Annotated in this window: 14 protein-coding genes; 9 read left to right on the forward strand and 5 right to left on the reverse strand. The window is 74.0% G+C overall.

The annotated features are described in order from the left end of the window. Both ACZ7KX_RS11005 and ACZ7KX_RS11010 read right to left on the reverse strand, forming a co-directional pair. Entirely contained in the window at positions 1 to 1167 is a 1167-nt protein-coding gene (locus ACZ7KX_RS11005) for a hypothetical protein (RefSeq protein ID WP_470326189.1), read from the reverse strand. A gap of 89 nt (positions 1168 to 1256) precedes the next feature. Further along, positions 1257 to 1922, reverse strand: coding sequence for a rhomboid family intramembrane serine protease (locus tag ACZ7KX_RS11010; RefSeq protein WP_470326190.1), 666 nt, complete (start codon positions 1920 to 1922; stop codon positions 1257 to 1259). Positions 1923 to 2005: 83 nt separating this feature from the next. On the opposite strand from ACZ7KX_RS11010, the gene ACZ7KX_RS11015 reads away from it, so the two are divergent. Together ACZ7KX_RS11015 and ACZ7KX_RS11020 are read left to right on the forward strand one after the other, a co-directional pair. Continuing rightward, positions 2006 to 2524, forward strand: coding sequence for a YbhB/YbcL family Raf kinase inhibitor-like protein (locus ACZ7KX_RS11015; protein WP_470326191.1), 519 nt, complete (start codon positions 2006 to 2008; stop codon positions 2522 to 2524). Positions 2525 to 2530: 6 nt separating this feature from the next. Next, positions 2531 to 3433 (forward strand): hypothetical protein, encoded by a 903-nt coding sequence (locus tag ACZ7KX_RS11020; RefSeq protein WP_470326192.1) that lies wholly within the window; start codon positions 2531 to 2533, stop codon positions 3431 to 3433. 11 nt (positions 3434 to 3444) lie between these two features. Here the strand turns inward: ACZ7KX_RS11020 and ACZ7KX_RS11025 are convergent, their stop codons facing one another. Continuing rightward, a complete protein-coding gene (locus ACZ7KX_RS11025; protein WP_470326193.1) occupies positions 3445 to 4422 on the reverse strand; it encodes a helix-turn-helix transcriptional regulator in 978 nt (325 codons plus the stop codon). 111 nt (positions 4423 to 4533) lie between these two features. Between ACZ7KX_RS11025 and ACZ7KX_RS11030 the strand changes: the two genes are divergently transcribed. Then, on the forward strand, positions 4534 to 6012 hold the full coding sequence (locus tag ACZ7KX_RS11030; protein WP_350519733.1) for an MFS transporter: 1479 nt from the start codon (positions 4534 to 4536) through the stop codon (positions 6010 to 6012). 105 nt (positions 6013 to 6117) lie between these two features. Then, a complete protein-coding gene (locus ACZ7KX_RS11035) occupies positions 6118 to 6339 on the forward strand; it encodes a KTSC domain-containing protein (protein ID WP_402802787.1) in 222 nt (73 codons plus the stop codon). A gap of 172 nt (positions 6340 to 6511) precedes the next feature. On the opposite strand, the gene ACZ7KX_RS11040 is transcribed toward ACZ7KX_RS11035, so the two are convergent. Further along, positions 6512 to 7156 (reverse strand): HhH-GPD-type base excision DNA repair protein, encoded by a 645-nt coding sequence (locus ACZ7KX_RS11040; protein WP_350519735.1) that lies wholly within the window; start codon positions 7154 to 7156, stop codon positions 6512 to 6514. 263 nt (positions 7157 to 7419) lie between these two features. On the opposite strand from ACZ7KX_RS11040, the gene ACZ7KX_RS11045 reads away from it, so the two are divergent. From ACZ7KX_RS11045 to ACZ7KX_RS11060, 4 genes are all read left to right on the forward strand, one after another. After that, positions 7420 to 7767, forward strand: coding sequence for a DoxX family protein (locus tag ACZ7KX_RS11045; protein ID WP_470326194.1), 348 nt, complete (start codon positions 7420 to 7422; stop codon positions 7765 to 7767). Between the two features lie 317 nt (positions 7768 to 8084). Then, positions 8085 to 10556: a terpene synthase family protein gene (locus tag ACZ7KX_RS11050; protein ID WP_470326195.1), complete on the forward strand. Its 2472-nt coding sequence runs from the start codon at positions 8085 to 8087 to the stop codon at positions 10554 to 10556. Positions 10557 to 10701: 145 nt separating this feature from the next. Further along, the gene (locus tag ACZ7KX_RS11055; RefSeq protein ID WP_470326196.1) at positions 10702 to 11499 is read left to right on the forward strand and encodes a VOC family protein; all 798 of its coding nucleotides are present in this window, start codon (positions 10702 to 10704) and stop codon (positions 11497 to 11499) included. A 43-nt stretch (positions 11500 to 11542) separates the two neighbouring features. After that, the gene (locus ACZ7KX_RS11060) at positions 11543 to 12055 is read left to right on the forward strand and encodes a DinB family protein (protein ID WP_470326197.1); all 513 of its coding nucleotides are present in this window, start codon (positions 11543 to 11545) and stop codon (positions 12053 to 12055) included. A 91-nt stretch (positions 12056 to 12146) separates the two neighbouring features. On the opposite strand, the gene ACZ7KX_RS11065 is transcribed toward ACZ7KX_RS11060, so the two are convergent. Then, positions 12147 to 12911: an ArsR/SmtB family transcription factor gene (locus ACZ7KX_RS11065; protein WP_470326198.1), complete on the reverse strand. Its 765-nt coding sequence runs from the start codon at positions 12909 to 12911 to the stop codon at positions 12147 to 12149. A 64-nt stretch (positions 12912 to 12975) separates the two neighbouring features. On the opposite strand from ACZ7KX_RS11065, the gene ACZ7KX_RS11070 reads away from it, so the two are divergent. Further along, positions 12976 to 14403 carry a cytochrome P450 family protein gene (locus ACZ7KX_RS11070; protein WP_470326199.1) on the forward strand — a complete coding sequence of 476 codons (1428 nt, stop codon included), beginning with the start codon at positions 12976 to 12978 and terminating at the stop codon, positions 14401 to 14403. Positions 14404 to 14423 lie beyond the last annotated feature (20 nt).

The following is a 14423-nucleotide window of genomic DNA, read 5'->3' on the forward strand; positions in this document are numbered from 1 at the left end:
TCAGCCGCGGAGGGCGGCGCCGATCCGGTCGAGGGAGGACAGGCGCATCAGGCCGTAGTGGTAGAACCCGACCTCGGGGACGCCGAGTCCGCGCAGCAGGGAGACCTTGGCGGCGAGGTTCTCCGCGCCGTCGCAGTCGGAGGACATCGGGCGCAGGATCACCGCCAGGTCCTGCTGGCGGACGCCGTGCAGGGCGAAGGCGGCGACCTTCTCCCGGACGGCCTCCGGCGTCGTGGCGTAGCCGAGCGTCTCGATCCGGTCGGCGGCCCGGGCGAGGGCGGGCAGGTCGATCCCGGCGAGCCAGCCCTTGCCGGGGCCGCCGCCGTCCATGAAGCTCAGCCGCATGCCGTGGCGGCGGGCCTGCTCGGCCAGGTCGGCGGCGAGCGAGGTGACGGTGGCGGCGGAGGCGTCCACGTACGCGGCGAAGGCGCCGTCGGCGAGGGCGCTCAGGTCGGCGGGCTCGGCGGCGGCTGATTCGTCGGCCAGCCGGCGGCGCAGCTCGGTGCGGACCGCCTCGGCCGCCTCCTCGGCCGGGACGCCGGCGGCCGTGGCGGCGGCGCGGCAGTGCGGGCAGAAGCAGACCCCGAGCAGGGCCTCGGCGACGGGGCCCAGCTCCTCGAAGTAGCGCTCGTGGTGGTAGCCGTGGCGCAGCCCGTGGAAGTGCAGCGACTCGGCCCGGATCGCGTCCACGCCGTACCGGGCCTGTTCGGCGACCAGGGTCAGCGCGTACTCGCGGACCTCCGGGTTCGCCGGGCAGAGCTCGGTGAGCAGGCGGTCGCCGAAGACGTTGGCCGGGGCGCAGTCGGGGTGGGCGAAGCCGAGCCGGTCGTTGTGGCAGAAGACCGTCCAGGCGTGCAGCTTCAGGCCGCGGCGCTGGGCCTGCGCGGCGGCCTCGGCGAAGGGGTCGCGCTCGCCGATGGCGGTGGACGGGGTGGGTGCCAGTCGGCGGCCCCGCCAGGCGGCCGGGTCGGGGCGGAAGTACGCCGCGCCCGGCTCCAGGTAGCGGATCACCCGGCGGGGGTTGTGCGGGAAGACGTCACGGGCCGCGTGGTAGACCGAGGCGAGGGTGACGCCGCCGACCCCGGCGCGGTCGGTGAGGTTGCCGAAGAAGGTGTCGGGGCCCTCGTCGAGCAGGTCGGTGGCGAAGGCGAGGACGGACGACTCCACGGTGCGGCTCCGGGGCTGGGGGCAGGTGCGCCGTTCACGCTAGCCGCAGGGGTGGGATTGGTCTATACCTGGCAGGGCCGGCCGGTGGCTCAGATGCCCAGGTCGTCCAGCTGCTTGAGCAGGGCGGTGCCGGGGCTGTTCGGAGCTGCAGCTGGGGCCGGAGCCGGGGCGACGGGCCCGGGGGTCCGGTTGCGGAGCAGGACGGCGGCGGCCAGCCCGCCGATCAGCCCGCCCAGGTGGCCCAGCCAGCTGACGCCCTGTGCGACCGGCAGCACGCCGATCAGCAGGGAGGAGTAGAGCACCGCGACCACGACGCCGACGACCGCGTCCAGCACCTTGCGGTCGAGGAGCCCGCGCAGCACCACGTAGCCGAGGTAGCCGTAGACCATGCCGCTCGCGCCGGCCGTCACGGTGTTCGAGCTCTCCAGCAGCCAGACCGTCAGCCCGCCGGACACCATGATCACCAGGCTGGCCAGCAGGAACTTCTGCATGCCGCGGACGGCGGCCAGGAAGCCGAGCACGAACAGCGGCCAGGAGTTCGCCTCGATGTGCTCCCAACTGAAGTGCAGGAAGGGCGAGGTGAACATCTCGGGCAGGTCGCCGAGCTGCTCCGAGCGCAGGCCGAACTCCCGCGACAGCCCGTAGTCGTCCAGCCAGTTCAGCACCTGCACCGACCAGATGACGGCCTGGATGCCGAGCATCGTCAACAGCGCGGTGCGGGAGTCGGAGAGCAGACGGGTCATCCGGGTGGCCATGACCCGACTGTACGGGCCGCCGGATCGGACGTGCACCCCATTACAGTGACCGGTGTCATTCCGACTGCGAGAGGTGACCACCCATGAGCAAGCGTCCACCGCTGCCCTACGAGTTCCTGCCGCAGGTGCCGTCCTTCGAGCTGAGCAGTCAGGACGTCACCGAAGGCGGCACGCTGGCCCGGGAGTTCATCCACGCCGGCGGCAACCTCTCGCCGCAGCTGGCCTGGTCGGGCCTGCCGGAGGGCACCCGGAGCATCGCCGTGACCTGCTACGACCCGGACGCGCCGACCGGCTCCGGCTGGTGGCACTGGATCGCCCTCAACCTGCCCGCCGACACCGCCGGGCTGCCGCGCGGCGCCGGATCCTCGGACGACGGCCTGCCGGGCGCGGCCTCCTTCCACGGCCGCAACGACTTCCCGGGCAACAAGTACGACGGCGCGGCCCCGCCGCCCGGCGCCCCGCACCGCTACGTCTTCGCCGTGCACGCCCTGGACGTGGAGAAGCTGGACGTCTCCGCCGACACCCCGGCCGCCCAGATCGGCTTCCACCTCACCTTCCACACCCTCGGCCGGGCGCTGCTGACCGGCGAGTACGGGGTCTGAGGCCCGGTGTCGACACCCGATCGTCCGGTCGAGGTCTGGCGGCTGCCCGAGGAGGAGCGGCGGGCCGGGCGCAGGGCCCTGACCTGGACGGTCGGACCGGACGGCGAACTGGCCGTCCTCGTGGTGCCGGAGCCCTACGCGGCACCGCCCGGCGCCTGGCCCGCCGTCCGGCTGCCGTTCGACGGCGAGGTGGTGGTGCAGGGCCGGCACGGCGAGTGGCGGGTGCCGCTGGCCGCGGTCCCGGCCCCGCCGGACCACCTGGCGCTGCTGCCGGGCAACCGGATCCTGCTCGGCGGGGCCCGGGCCGACCGGGACGGCGAGGAGTGGTTGCCCAACGCGGTCGTGCACGGCCCCGACGGGACGCCGGACCGGGACCTCCTCCTCGGCGACGACATCGGCGTGCTGGTCACCGACCGGGACGGCCGGATCTGGATGGCGTACGGGGACGAGGGCGTCCACGGCGACCACCCGATGGCGATCCCCGGGCTGCTGGCCGCGGACTCCAGGGGCCGGCCGGTGTGGAGCCCCCGGGACCGCCCCCAGGACCGGCTGCCGGACCACCCGCTGGAGGGCCTGGCCGGCGCCACCGAGGGCCGGTACGCCTGGCTGGCCTGGTACCCGAGCTCCTCGGGCAGCCACCTCACCCGGATCGATCCGGTCGACGGCTCGTCCACGACGGTGCCCTGCCCGGTGCGGCTGCCGGCCGGGTTCGCGATCCGCGGCCGGGAGGGGGTCTTCCTCTCCCAGGGGGGTGAGCTGACCCGGCACCTGCTGGTCGGCAAGACGTGGAAGCGGACCGGCGGGCAGAAGCTCCACCTGCCCGGCGGGGCCGGTCCCGGCCCCGCCCACGGCCGGGACGGGACGCTCTGGTTCCGCAGCGGCAACGGCTGGTACCGGGTCGGGGTCTGAGCCCTCCCCCCTTACCTTCCCTCCTGGGTCTCCTTCCCGGCCGCGTGGGCGGCGCGCGCCGCCAGCCTGCGCAGGTGCTCGCGAAGCTCCGGCGGCTCGTGCACCCGGAAGGCGCGGTCCAGCGACAGCAGCCGCACCGCCGTCCACTCCAGGGAGTCGGAGCGGGACCGCAGCCGGCAGCTGTGCTCGTCGATCGGCTCGATCTCGGAGTCGCCCGGCCTGAAGCGCTGCCGGACCAGCGCGGCCGGCGCGTGCACGGTGGCGACCACGGTGCCGCTCGGTGACGCGGGGCGCAGCTTGGCCGCCACGTACGCGGCGGCGTCCTCGGCGGGGAGCGGGCGCGGGGTGAAGCGTGCTCCGGTGGCGAAGGGCTCGCTCAGCCGGTCGACCCGGAACAGCCGCCAGTCCTCGCGGTCCAGGTCGTAGCCGACCAGGTACCAGCGGCGGCCGACCGAGACCAGCCGCTCGGGCTCGACCAGCCGCCTGGTGCCGGTGCCGTCGTAGGCGCGGTAGGCGAAGCGCAGGCGTTCGTGGTTGGTGACGGCGCCGGCGATCAGGGTGAGGTCGTCCGGGTCGACGGTCGGGCCGTCCCCGGTGAGCAGCGGGACGGTGGCGTTGTTGAGCGTGCCGACCCGGTGCCGCAGCCGGCCCGGCAGCACCTGGAGCAGTTTGCCGAGGGCCCGGACCGAGGCCTCCTCGATGCCGACCACGGCGTGCCCGGCGCCCGCCCGCAGCCCGACCGCGATGGCCACCGCCTCCTCGTCGTCCAGCAGCAGCGGCGGCATCGCCGTGCCCGCGACCAGCCGGTAGCCGCCGACCGCGCCCATGGTGGCCTGCACCGGGTAGCCGAGGTCGCGCAGCCGGTCGATGTCGCGCCGGATCGTCCGGGGGCTGACGCCGAGCCGCTCGGCGAGTTCGCTGCCGGGCCACTCGCGCGGGGTCTGCAGCAGGGACAGCAGGTTCAGCAGCCGGGCCGGGGTGTCGGTCATGCCGTCCAGCATGCCGGATGAACTGGGACAGCTCCTGACCTACATGGCCGTTACCGTCGTGGGCGTCGAGAAGAAGCGGTCAGAGCGAGAAGTCGAGTCGAGGAGTACGGAATGAGCGCGGCGGGAGCCGACCGGCGGAGGTGGATCGCCCTGGCGATCGTGATGGTGGCCTCCTTCATGGACCTGGTGGACGTCACCATCGTCAACATCGCCATCCCCAGCATCCAGGCGGACACCGGCGCCTCCTTCAGCGCCGTGCAGTGGGTCACCGGCGGGTACGCGCTGGCCTTCGCGATCGGGCTGATCACCGGCGGGCGGCTGGGCGACATCCACGGCCGCAAGCGGCTGTTCCTGATCGGGATCGGCGGCTTCACCGTGGCGTCCGCGCTGTGCGGGCTGGCCTCCGGGCCGGAGATGCTGGTCGCGACCCGGCTGCTGCAGGGCGGGACGGCGGCCCTGATGGTGCCGCAGGTGCTGTCGATCATCCACGCGACCTTCCCGGCGGAGGAGCGCGGCAAGGTGTTCGGCATGTTCGGCGCGGTGGTCGGACTGGGCGCCGTGTCCGGTCCGATGATCGGTGCGCTGCTGACCGAGTGGGACCTGTTCGGCCTGGCCTGGCGGCCGATCTTCCTGATCAACCTGCCGGTCGGCATCGCAGGCCTGCTGCTCGGCCGCCGCTTCATCGACGAGTCGAAGGCCGACCAGGCGCTGAAGCTCGACCTGGTGGGCGTGCTGCTGGCCAGCCTCGGCCTGCTGATGCTGATCTACCCGCTGACGCACGGACGGGAGGCCGGGTGGCCGCTCTGGGGGTACCTGTCGATGGCCGGCAGCCTGCCGGTGTTCGCGCTGTTCGTGGCGTACGAGAAGGTCAAGACGCGGCGGGACGGCTCGCCGCTGGTCGAGCTGGCGCTGTTCCGGGTGAAGTCCTTCGCCGCCGGGATCTGCGTGCAGCTGGCCTTCGGCGTGGCACTCGGCATCTTCTTCCTGGTCTGGACGCTCTACATGCAGGTCGGCCTGGGCTGGAGCCCGCTCAAGGCCGGTGCGACCGGCATCCCGTTCTCGCTCGCGGTCTCCACCGCGGCCGGGCTGTCGGTGCAGAAGCTGGTGCCGCGGTTCGGGCGGAAGGTGCTGCAGGCGGGCGCGCTGGTGATGGCGGCGGGCGTGCTCACCTACATCTGGGAGGCCGACCGGTACGGCACGGCGATCTCGCCCTGGCAGATGGCACTGCCGCTGGTGGTGATGGGCCTCGGCATGGGGCTGATCGTCGCGCCGATCACCGACGCGGTGCTGGCGGAGGTGCCGCGCGAGCACGCCGGCTCGGCCTCCGGGCTGATCAACACCGTGCAGCAGGTGGGCAACGCGCTCGGGCTCGGCCTGGTCTCGGTGGCGTTCTTCGGGGCGATGGACGACGTGGTCGCGCCGGAGGCGGTCGGGACGGCGTTCGGCGGGGCCTTCGTGCACGCGCTGTGGTGGGTCGCGGGCGTGCTGGCGGCGGTGTTCCTGCTGATGTTCGCGCTGCCGCGGCGGCGCAAGGCGCTCGACGCCGGCGCCGCGGGCGCGGTGGAGGAGCGGGAGTCCGTCCTGGTCTGAGGGCCGGTCGCTGATCCGCCGCCGACCCGACGGACGGAACGCACCCGGAGCGAGGGCCCCGGTCGCACTGCGCGACCGGGGCCCTCGTCGCACACTGGGAGGGCCATGGACCGTACGGCGGTGGACTCCTCGGTGCTGCGCTCGGTCGGGTACGACCCGGCGGCTCGGCTGCTGGAGCTGGAGTTCACCGGCGGTCCGGTGTACGAGTACGCGGGCGTACCGGCCCGGGTGCACCGGGAGCTGTTGGCCGCGGAGAGCCACGGGCGGTACTTCGTCCGACGGATCCGCGGCCGGTACGCCTACCGGCGGTCGGCGACCGGCCGGTAGCTGCTGCCGTCCCGGAGGCGGACGTCGGAGGGGCGGGCCGGGAGACGGTCCCGGCGGGCTGCCCTGCGGGGGACGGTGATCGGGCGCCGGCCCTGCGGTCCGGAGGTCCGGCGTGGGTTCGGCGGTCCGGCGGTCCGGTTCGGCGGCTGCGGTCGCGTCGGGGCTACCGGTTTCAGCGCGCGCCGGTCGGCGTGGGCGCGGCCGTCGAACGGGTGGTGGTGCGCGGCTTGGCCGCCGCCTTGGCCTCCTTCGCGGCGCGCTTCACCTCCTGCTTGAACTCCCGCACCAGGACGAGGGAATCGGGGCCGGTGATGTCGGCGACCGAACGGTGCGCGCCCTCCTCGCCGTACGCGCCGGCCGCCTCGCGCCAGCCCTCGGGCCGTACGCCGTACTGCTTGCCGAGCAGGGCGAGGAAGATCTGGGACTTCTGCTTGCCGAAGCCGGGCAGCGCGTTGAGGCGGCTGAGCAGCTCCTTCCCGGTGCGGACGTTCTTCCACAGCGCGGCGGCGTCGCCGTCGTACTGCGCGACGAGGAACTGGCAGAGCTGTTGGACGCGTTTGGCCATCGCGGCGGGATAGCGGTGGACGGCGGGTTTCGCGGAGAGGAGCGCGACGAACTCCTCCGGGTTGTAGGTGGCGATCTCGTGGGCGTCCAGGTCGTCCCGGCCGAGGCGCTGGGCGATGGTCAGCGGGCCGGTGAACGCCCACTCCATCGGCACCTGCTGGTCCAGCAGCATGCCGACGAGCGCGGCGAGCGCACTCCGTCCGAGCAGTTCGTCGGCCTCGGGCTGCTGTGCGAGCCGAACGGTGACGTTCATGGGCTTGCCCTCCTCGGAGTTGACGTCGGGTCGGCGCCCAGTCTGGTGGACGTGCGGGGGGCGGAGGCGGTCAACACGCCCGTATCGTGGGAAGTCTTGGTGTTCCAGGCCTTGGCATGCCTGCTTTGTTCGTTGGCGGAGCGGTTGTTGGGGGTCTTCGGGGCGTGGCGCGGAATATTTTTTGCCCGCGTCTGTCACATCCGTCGGTGGCGTCGGGTCAGAGGGGTGTCGAACCGAACAGCCATCGAGTGGGGAGCACTTCAATGTCCGTCGCCTACACCGTCGTCACCGTCCTCGGCGCCCTCATGGTCGGCTTCTCGGCCTACTCGGTCTTCGCCGGCGCCGAGTACGTCGTCAAGCCGCTCGCCGACTACGGCGTCCCGCGCGCCTGGTGGACCTGGCTCGGCGTGGCCAAGGCGGCCGGCGCCCTCGGTCTCCTGGTCGGCCTCGCCGTCCCGGCGATCGGCTACGCGGCCGCCGTCGGCGTGATCCTCTACTTCCTCGGCGCCGTCCTCACCGTCGCCCGCGCCCGGGCCTACGCCCACATCCCCTTCCCGCTCATCTACCTCGCCCCGGCGGCCGCGTCGCTGGCCCTGGGACTGGCGGCCTGAACGAGGGGGCGGCGCCACGGGGGCGGGCCGATCGCGGCCCGTCCCCGTGGAGTTGGGGCGGGTGGTGCGGGTGGGGAGCAGGGGCGCGGGTGGGTGTGGGTGCGCTCGGCCGGGCGGGTGGTTCCGGCGGGATCGGGTGGACTCGTGGGGCGGGGCCGTACGTACGATCCGGGGCCGGGCCGATGCTCGGGCGGCGGGTCGCGCTGGGGTTCGAGTGACTTGGTCATCTCATATGACTGTTCTTGTTGTGCCGGTGCGGCGTCCCGGTCGCGGGTCATTCTTGGTCCAATCGACGCGTCCAGAAAGGCTCGCCCGCCGTGACCCAGCCGTTCGAACTGCCGTCCTTCTACGTGCCGCACCCGGCACGCCTCAACCCCCACCTGGACGACGCACGGGCCCATTCCACCGGCTGGGCCCGGGAGATGGGCATGTTGGAGGGTTCCGGCATCTGGGAACAGGCCGATCTGGAGGCCCACGACTACGGGTTGCTCTGCGCCTACACCCACCCCGACGCCTCCGCCGAGGCGCTGTCGCTGGTCACCGACTGGTACGTCTGGGTCTTCTTCTTCGACGACCACTTCCTCGACATGTACAAGCGCACCAACGACCGCGAGGCGGGCAAGGCGCACCTGGACCGGCTGCCGCTGTTCATGCCGGCCGACCCGGCCGACCCGGCCGCCGAGATGCCGGAGCCGCAGAACCCGGTCGAGGCGGGCCTGGCGGACCTCTGGCGGCGCACCGTGCCGGCGATGGGCGAGGACTGGCGGATCCGGTTCGCCCGGAGCACCCGCAACCTGCTCGACGAGTCGCTCTGGGAGCTCGCCAACATCGACGCGGGCCGGGTGGCCAACCCCGTCGAGTACATCGAGATGCGCCGCAAGGTCGGCGGTGCGCCGTGGTCCGCGCAGCTGGTCGAGTACGCCGCCGGTGCCGAGGTGCCGAAGGAGGTGTCGGGCTCGCGCGCGCTGCGGGTGCTGATGGACGCCTTCTCCGACGGCGTGCACCTGCGCAACGACATCTTCTCGTACCAGCGGGAGGTGGAGGACGAGGGCGAGCTGAGCAACGGCATCCTGGTGCTGGAGCGGTTCCTGGAATGCACCACCCAGGAGGCCGCCGAGGCGGTCAACGACCTGCTCACCTCGCGGCTCCAGCAGTTCGAGAACACCGTGTTCACCGAACTTCCGGTGCTGTTCGCGGAGACCGGGCTCGACCCGGAGGGCGTCGCGAAGGTCATGGCGTACGTCAAGGGCCTGCAGGACTGGCAGGCCGGCGGGCACGAGTGGCACATGCGCTCCAGCCGGTACATGAACGGCGGTGGGGCGTCGGCGGGTTCGGCCGGCGAGGTGGCGCCCGGGTCGGGCGGAGCGCTGCCGGGGCTGCCGGGGCTGCCCGGTTCGGGGAACTGGTGGGACCAGTACGCGATCGGCGGGATCGGCACCTCGGCGCTGGACATCCTGCGGAGCGGTGCGACGGCGGGAGCGGACGGCGGCGCGGCGACCGCCGGTGCGGCGGACGGGGCGGTGAAGGGTGCGGTGAAGGGCGGGGCCCGCCCGGCCGAGCGGCGGGCGCGTTCGCTCGGGTACGTGCCGTTCCAGGCCGTCGGCCCCTCCGTGCTGCCGGAGTTCAGGCTGCCGTACGCCCTCTCGCTGAGCCCGCACCTGGACGGTGCCCGGGAGCGGGTGGTCGAGTGGGCCGAGCGGATCGGCCTGCTGGCGGCGGACCCGGCGATCCCCGGATCCGGCATCTGGGACGCCGCGTCGATGCGCGACCACGACCTCGCGCTCTGCGCGGCCGGCATCCACCCCGACGCCGGAGTCGAACAACTCGACCTCAGCTCCGCCTGGTTGGCCTGGGGCACCTGGGCGGACGACTACTACCCGGCGGTCTTCGGCCCCACCCGCGACCTGGCCGGCGCCAAGCGCGCCAACGAGCGGCTGGCACTCCTCATGCCGGTGGACGGCACCCGCGCCCCCGAGCCCGCCAACGCCCTGGAGCGCGGTCTCGCCGACCTCTGGGAGCGCACCGCCGGGCCGATGACCGTCGAGGCGAGGACCCGGTTCCGGGCGGCCGTCGAGTCCATGACGGAGAGTTGGGTCTGGGAGCTCGGCAACCGCATCCAGAACCGGATCCCGGACCCGGTGGACTACCTGGAGATGCGGCGCGCCACCTTCGGATCCGACCTCACCACCAGCCTCAGCCGCCTCGGCCACGGGCAGCAGGTCCCGTCCGACGTCCACCGGCACGGCTCGGTGCGCGCGCTGGAGAACTCGGCCATGGACGTCGGGGCCATGGTGAACGACCTCTTCTCGTACCGGAAGGAGATCGAGTACGAGGGCGACCTGCACAACCTCGTCCTGGTGGTGCAGAACTTCTTCGACTGCGACTACCCGTCGGCGGTCCGGATCGTCGACGACCTGATGCACTCGCGGCTGGGGCAGTTCGAGCACGTCGCGCAGAAGGAACTCCCGGTCATGTACGAGGACTTCGGGCTGGACGCCGAGGCGCGGAAGCTGCTCGACGGGTACGTGAAGGAGCTGGAGGACTGGCTCGCGGGCGTCCTGAACTGGCACCGGGAGTGCCGCCGTTACGGCGAGGAGGACCTTCGGCGGCACTTCGGCGCCGACCGGGACCTGGTGGCGGCGACGGAGGCCCGGCGGGTGGCGGCGGGGGCTCCGGAGACGGCGGTGGCGGGCTCGGCCGGGGCGGCGGGCGTGGTGCCGCTCGGACCGACCGGCCTGGGCACGGCGTCGCTGCGACTGTCGCCGACCGGGGCGGCGCCGGGGCACTGAGCGGGTCGTGGCGGCAGGCGGACATCCGGCTGCACCCGGGCGGGGCCATCCCGCGCGGGTGCGCCGCGTCGTGGCTAGGCTGGCGAGTCGGGGGCCGGCGTGCGTCTTCCGGCGTGCGCACTTCGCCGCACACGGAGGCAGAGATATGGCTGCGCTACCTGAGGGCACACCCTGTTGGGCCGACGCGATGTTCACCGACGTGGAGGGCGCGAAGGCCTTCTACGGCGACGTGCTGGGCTGGACCTTCGGCGAGAGCTCGTCGGAGTTCGGCAACTACACGCAGGCGTACTCGGACGGCAAGGCGGTCGCCGCGGTCGTCCCGCCGATGCCCGGCCAGGAGGCCCAGTCCGCCTGGTGCCTGTACCTCGCCTCGCCGGACGCCGGAGCCACCGCCGCGCGGATCCGCGCCAACGGCGGTGAGGTCGTCATGGGCCCGATGCAGATCGGCGACTTCGGCACGATGGTGATCGCCAAGGACCCGGGCGGCGTCGTGTTCGGCGTCTGGCAGGCCGGGCGTCACGAGGGTTTCGAGAAGCAGGGCGAGCCCGGGGCGTACAGCTGGGCCGAACTGGTGACCCGCGAGCCCGCGAAGGCGGACGCATTCTTCCCGGCGGTCTTCCCGTATGGCGTGAAGAAGATGGACTCCGAGGAGTTCGACTACCGGATGTTCCAGGTCGGCGGCCGGCCGGTGCTCGGCCGGATGGGCGCGGAGGGTGACTTCCTGCCGCCCGAGGCGCCCTCGTACGTCAGCGTCTACTTCGCCGTGGACGACACCGACGCCGCGATCGAGCGGCTGACGGCGCGCGGCGGCAAGGTGTACTTCGGGCCGATGGACAGCCCGTTCGGCCGGTTCGCGGCGGTCGGCGACCCGCAGGGCGCGGCGTTCGGGCTGATCGACCTCGGGCGGACGAGCGGCGAGCCGCCGAACACGGTGGACGTCTGATGGCGGCGGACCGGCCGGGGAAGCGCTCGCCGGGGTGCGCGGGATGAGCGAGCGCGAGGACTTCATCGAGACGCTGGACAAGCACCGCGAGCTGCTGCGCCGCACCGTGCGCGACCTCACCGACGCGCAGGCGGCCGAGCGCACCACCGTCAGCGAACTCTGCCTGGGCGGTCTGATCAAGCACGTGGCGGCGGTCGAGGCGCGCTGGGCGCGGTTCATGACCGGCGGCGCGGAGGCGATGCGGGCCGGGGGCGAGGACCCGGGCCGGGCCGGCGGTGCCGAAGCGTGGGCGGACCAGTTCCGGATGGCGGAGGGCGAGACGCTGGCCGGACTGCTCGCCGAGTACGAGCGGGTGGCGCGCGGGACGGACGAGCTGGTCCGCACCGCGCCCGACCTCGACCTCGCCCACCCGCTGCCGCCGGCTCCGTGGTTCGAGCCGGGAGCGACCTGGTCGCTCCGGCGGGTGCTGCTGCACATGGTCGCCGAGACCGCGCAGCACGCCGGGCACGCCGACGTCATCCGGGAGTCGCTGGACGGGGCGAAGTCGATGGGGTGAGGGCCTGAGTGCCGCCGTGCTGCCGCAGGAGGGGGCGATCGAGCAGCGTTCCACGGCGGGGTGTTCACAGCGGCCGGAGTAATGCGTCGGTTCAGGGGACGTCGACGCCGAGCAGTTCACGCAGCGCCCGGCCGCCGTCCGGAGTGACCCGCAGGGCCCGGCCGGAGCCGATCCGCTCGACCCAGGCGCGGTCCAGGGCGGTCCGGCAGAGGGCCGCGCCCAGCGCCCCGCCGAGGTGGCTGCGGCGCTCCGTCCAGTCGAGGCAGCTGCGCACCACCGGGCGGCCGCCCCGGCGGCCCGCGCGCGACGGCAGCTCGATCGCCTGCGCGGCCAGCCAGTCCCGGCCGCGCTCGGTGAGGGCCGGCCCGGCCTCGTCGGCGACGAGGCCGCGCGCCAGCAGCGCGTCGGCGACGGCCACGCCGAGACGGCCGGCCAGGTGGTCGTAGCAGGTCCGGGCGCGGGCCTCGGCGCTCAGCCGGGTGGCCTCGCCCAGGCTGCGGGGTGCCGAGGTGTCGCGGCCGCCGGATTCGGCGAAGGAGGTCAGGTCCTCCAACAGCGTCGCCACGGCGGGCGTGGCCAGCCGGACGTAGCGGTGCCGGCCCTGCCGTTCCTCGGCCAGCAGCCTGCCGGCGATCAGCCGCGACAGGTGCTCGCTGGTCGTGGACGGCGCGACGCGCGCGTGGCGGGCCAGCTCGCCGGCCGTCCAGGCGCGGCCGTCGAGCAGGGCGGAGCAGAAGGCGGCGCGAGTGGGGTCGGCGAGCAGGGCGGCGAGGGCGGCGAGCGCCGCGCCGCCGTGGTCGGAGCGCCGGGTCGCGCGGCCGGTCGGGGGAGGGGCGGGGTGCGGTTGCGCGGGCATGCCTCCATGGTCGCTCCGGCACAGTTCGGCGGGGGCCGAAACGAGCCGGGGCCACGATGACGGCATGAGCGAACCGACGGTGATCTCCGGCTCCGCAACCATGACCTTCTCCCGCTACGACGACGTCACGGCGGCCCTGGCCGACCCGGCGCTGGTCCCGCTGCCCGCGGCGCCAGTCGCCCCGGGCGGGCCCGCCGGGGTGGCCCGGCTGCGGGCCGCCGTCGCCCGGTTCAGCTCGGGCGAACCGCACGTCCGGCGTCGGGCGCTGGTGCTCGCCGACCTGGAGCGGCTGGACCCGGCCGCGCTGCGGGTGGCGGCGGCGGGCGGTTTCGAACCGGACGTACGGCTGCGGGTGGTCCGGGTGCTGGCGGCGGCCTTGGGCCTGGCCGATCCGGAGGCCGTGGCGCGGGACGTCCTGACGGTCGCCCGGTCGTACTTCGCCGACGCGCCGGACGATCCGGAGGCGGACGCGGCGGTGGGCCGGCTGCTGCCCGCGATGTCGGGCACGGTGTGCGGTCCGGAGGGCCCGTGCGATTCCGAGCGCCCGCACGATCCGGAGGGCGCGTGCGGCGGGGAGGCCGTGTGCGGCGCGGACGAGGAGACGGCCGCCAACCGGATCGGGCTGCTCGTCCAGGCCTGCGACGCGACCGCCGCGCTGGTCGAGCGCGTCCGCCGGAACGGGGGCGGACCGGTCGGCGCGCTGCGCGAGGACCCACGGCTGCGCGAGGACCCGCCGGTGCGGGTGATGCGACGCGTCGCCGCCCGGGCGACCGGAGTCGGCGGGGCCGCCGTACCGGCCGGGACGCACGTGGTGCTGGACGTCGCGGCCGCGCAGGCGCAGGCGCCGGAGGGCGTGCTGCTCACCTTCGGCGCCCCGCCCCGGATCTGCCCGGGCCGGGCGCACGCACTGGCCATCGCGGAGGGCATTGTGTTCGGGGCCTCCGATCCTGCCGACCCGGATCTGGTGGGCGCCGACTCCGCGAGCCCCGACGCGGCGGTCGGGCAGGGCCTCGGCAAGGCCGAACTAGCCTCACTCGTACCGGAGATGGTCGACAGGGTGCTCGCCCTGGCCGCCACCTGGACGGCCTGGGACGGGCAGCCGATCGTGAACGAGGACGGCCGAACCTACGCGCCGCACAAGGCGGTTCGCCGCGTCACCGACCATCTCGTCGACCACCTGGCCGAGTTGGACGCCAGGCTGGCCGGCGAGCCGACCGAACCCGACCACTGGCACGCCTCCGGCGTCACCACTCCGGCCGACCTCGCTCCGTTCACCGCCGCCGACCTGGACGAGGCCCGCAGCCGTCTCACCCGGCTGGCCGGGATCTGGTCCCGCCGGGTGGCCGCGCTGCCGGACGCCGCCCTGGACGATTCGCCGGGCACGGGCTGGAGCTTCCGGCGGATCGTCTGCCACGTCGCGGGGTCCGGGTACTACGCGGACTCGGTGGGGGACCTCGGGCGGTCGGCGGCGGAGGCGGTGGGGCAGGTATGACCCCGGGTCGGCCGCACCAC

The sequence above is a fragment of the Kitasatospora sp. NPDC038210 genome (assembly GCF_055600605.1).

Excerpts from the sequence above, each read along its gene's own strand:
- ACZ7KX_RS11055 (WP_470326196.1), top strand. The coding sequence starts at position 10,702 with ATGGCTGCGCTACCTGAGGGCACACCCTGTTGGGCCGACGCGATGTTC.
- ACZ7KX_RS11035 (WP_402802787.1), top strand. The coding sequence starts at position 6,118 with ATGGACCGTACGGCGGTGGACTCCTCGGTGCTGCGCTCGGTCGGGTAC.
- ACZ7KX_RS11070 (WP_470326199.1), top strand. The coding sequence starts at position 12,976 with ATGAGCGAACCGACGGTGATCTCCGGCTCCGCAACCATGACCTTCTCC.
- ACZ7KX_RS11060 (WP_470326197.1), top strand. The coding sequence starts at position 11,543 with ATGAGCGAGCGCGAGGACTTCATCGAGACGCTGGACAAGCACCGCGAG.
- ACZ7KX_RS11045 (WP_470326194.1), top strand. The coding sequence starts at position 7,420 with ATGTCCGTCGCCTACACCGTCGTCACCGTCCTCGGCGCCCTCATGGTC.
- ACZ7KX_RS11030 (WP_350519733.1), top strand. The coding sequence starts at position 4,534 with ATGAGCGCGGCGGGAGCCGACCGGCGGAGGTGGATCGCCCTGGCGATC.
- ACZ7KX_RS11015 (WP_470326191.1), top strand. The coding sequence starts at position 2,006 with ATGAGCAAGCGTCCACCGCTGCCCTACGAGTTCCTGCCGCAGGTGCCG.
- ACZ7KX_RS11065 (WP_470326198.1), bottom strand. The coding sequence starts at position 12,911 with ATGCCCGCGCAACCGCACCCCGCCCCTCCCCCGACCGGCCGCGCGACC.
- ACZ7KX_RS11040 (WP_350519735.1), bottom strand. The coding sequence starts at position 7,156 with ATGAACGTCACCGTTCGGCTCGCACAGCAGCCCGAGGCCGACGAACTG.
- ACZ7KX_RS11025 (WP_470326193.1), bottom strand. The coding sequence starts at position 4,422 with ATGACCGACACCCCGGCCCGGCTGCTGAACCTGCTGTCCCTGCTGCAG.
- ACZ7KX_RS11010 (WP_470326190.1), bottom strand. The coding sequence starts at position 1,922 with ATGGCCACCCGGATGACCCGTCTGCTCTCCGACTCCCGCACCGCGCTG.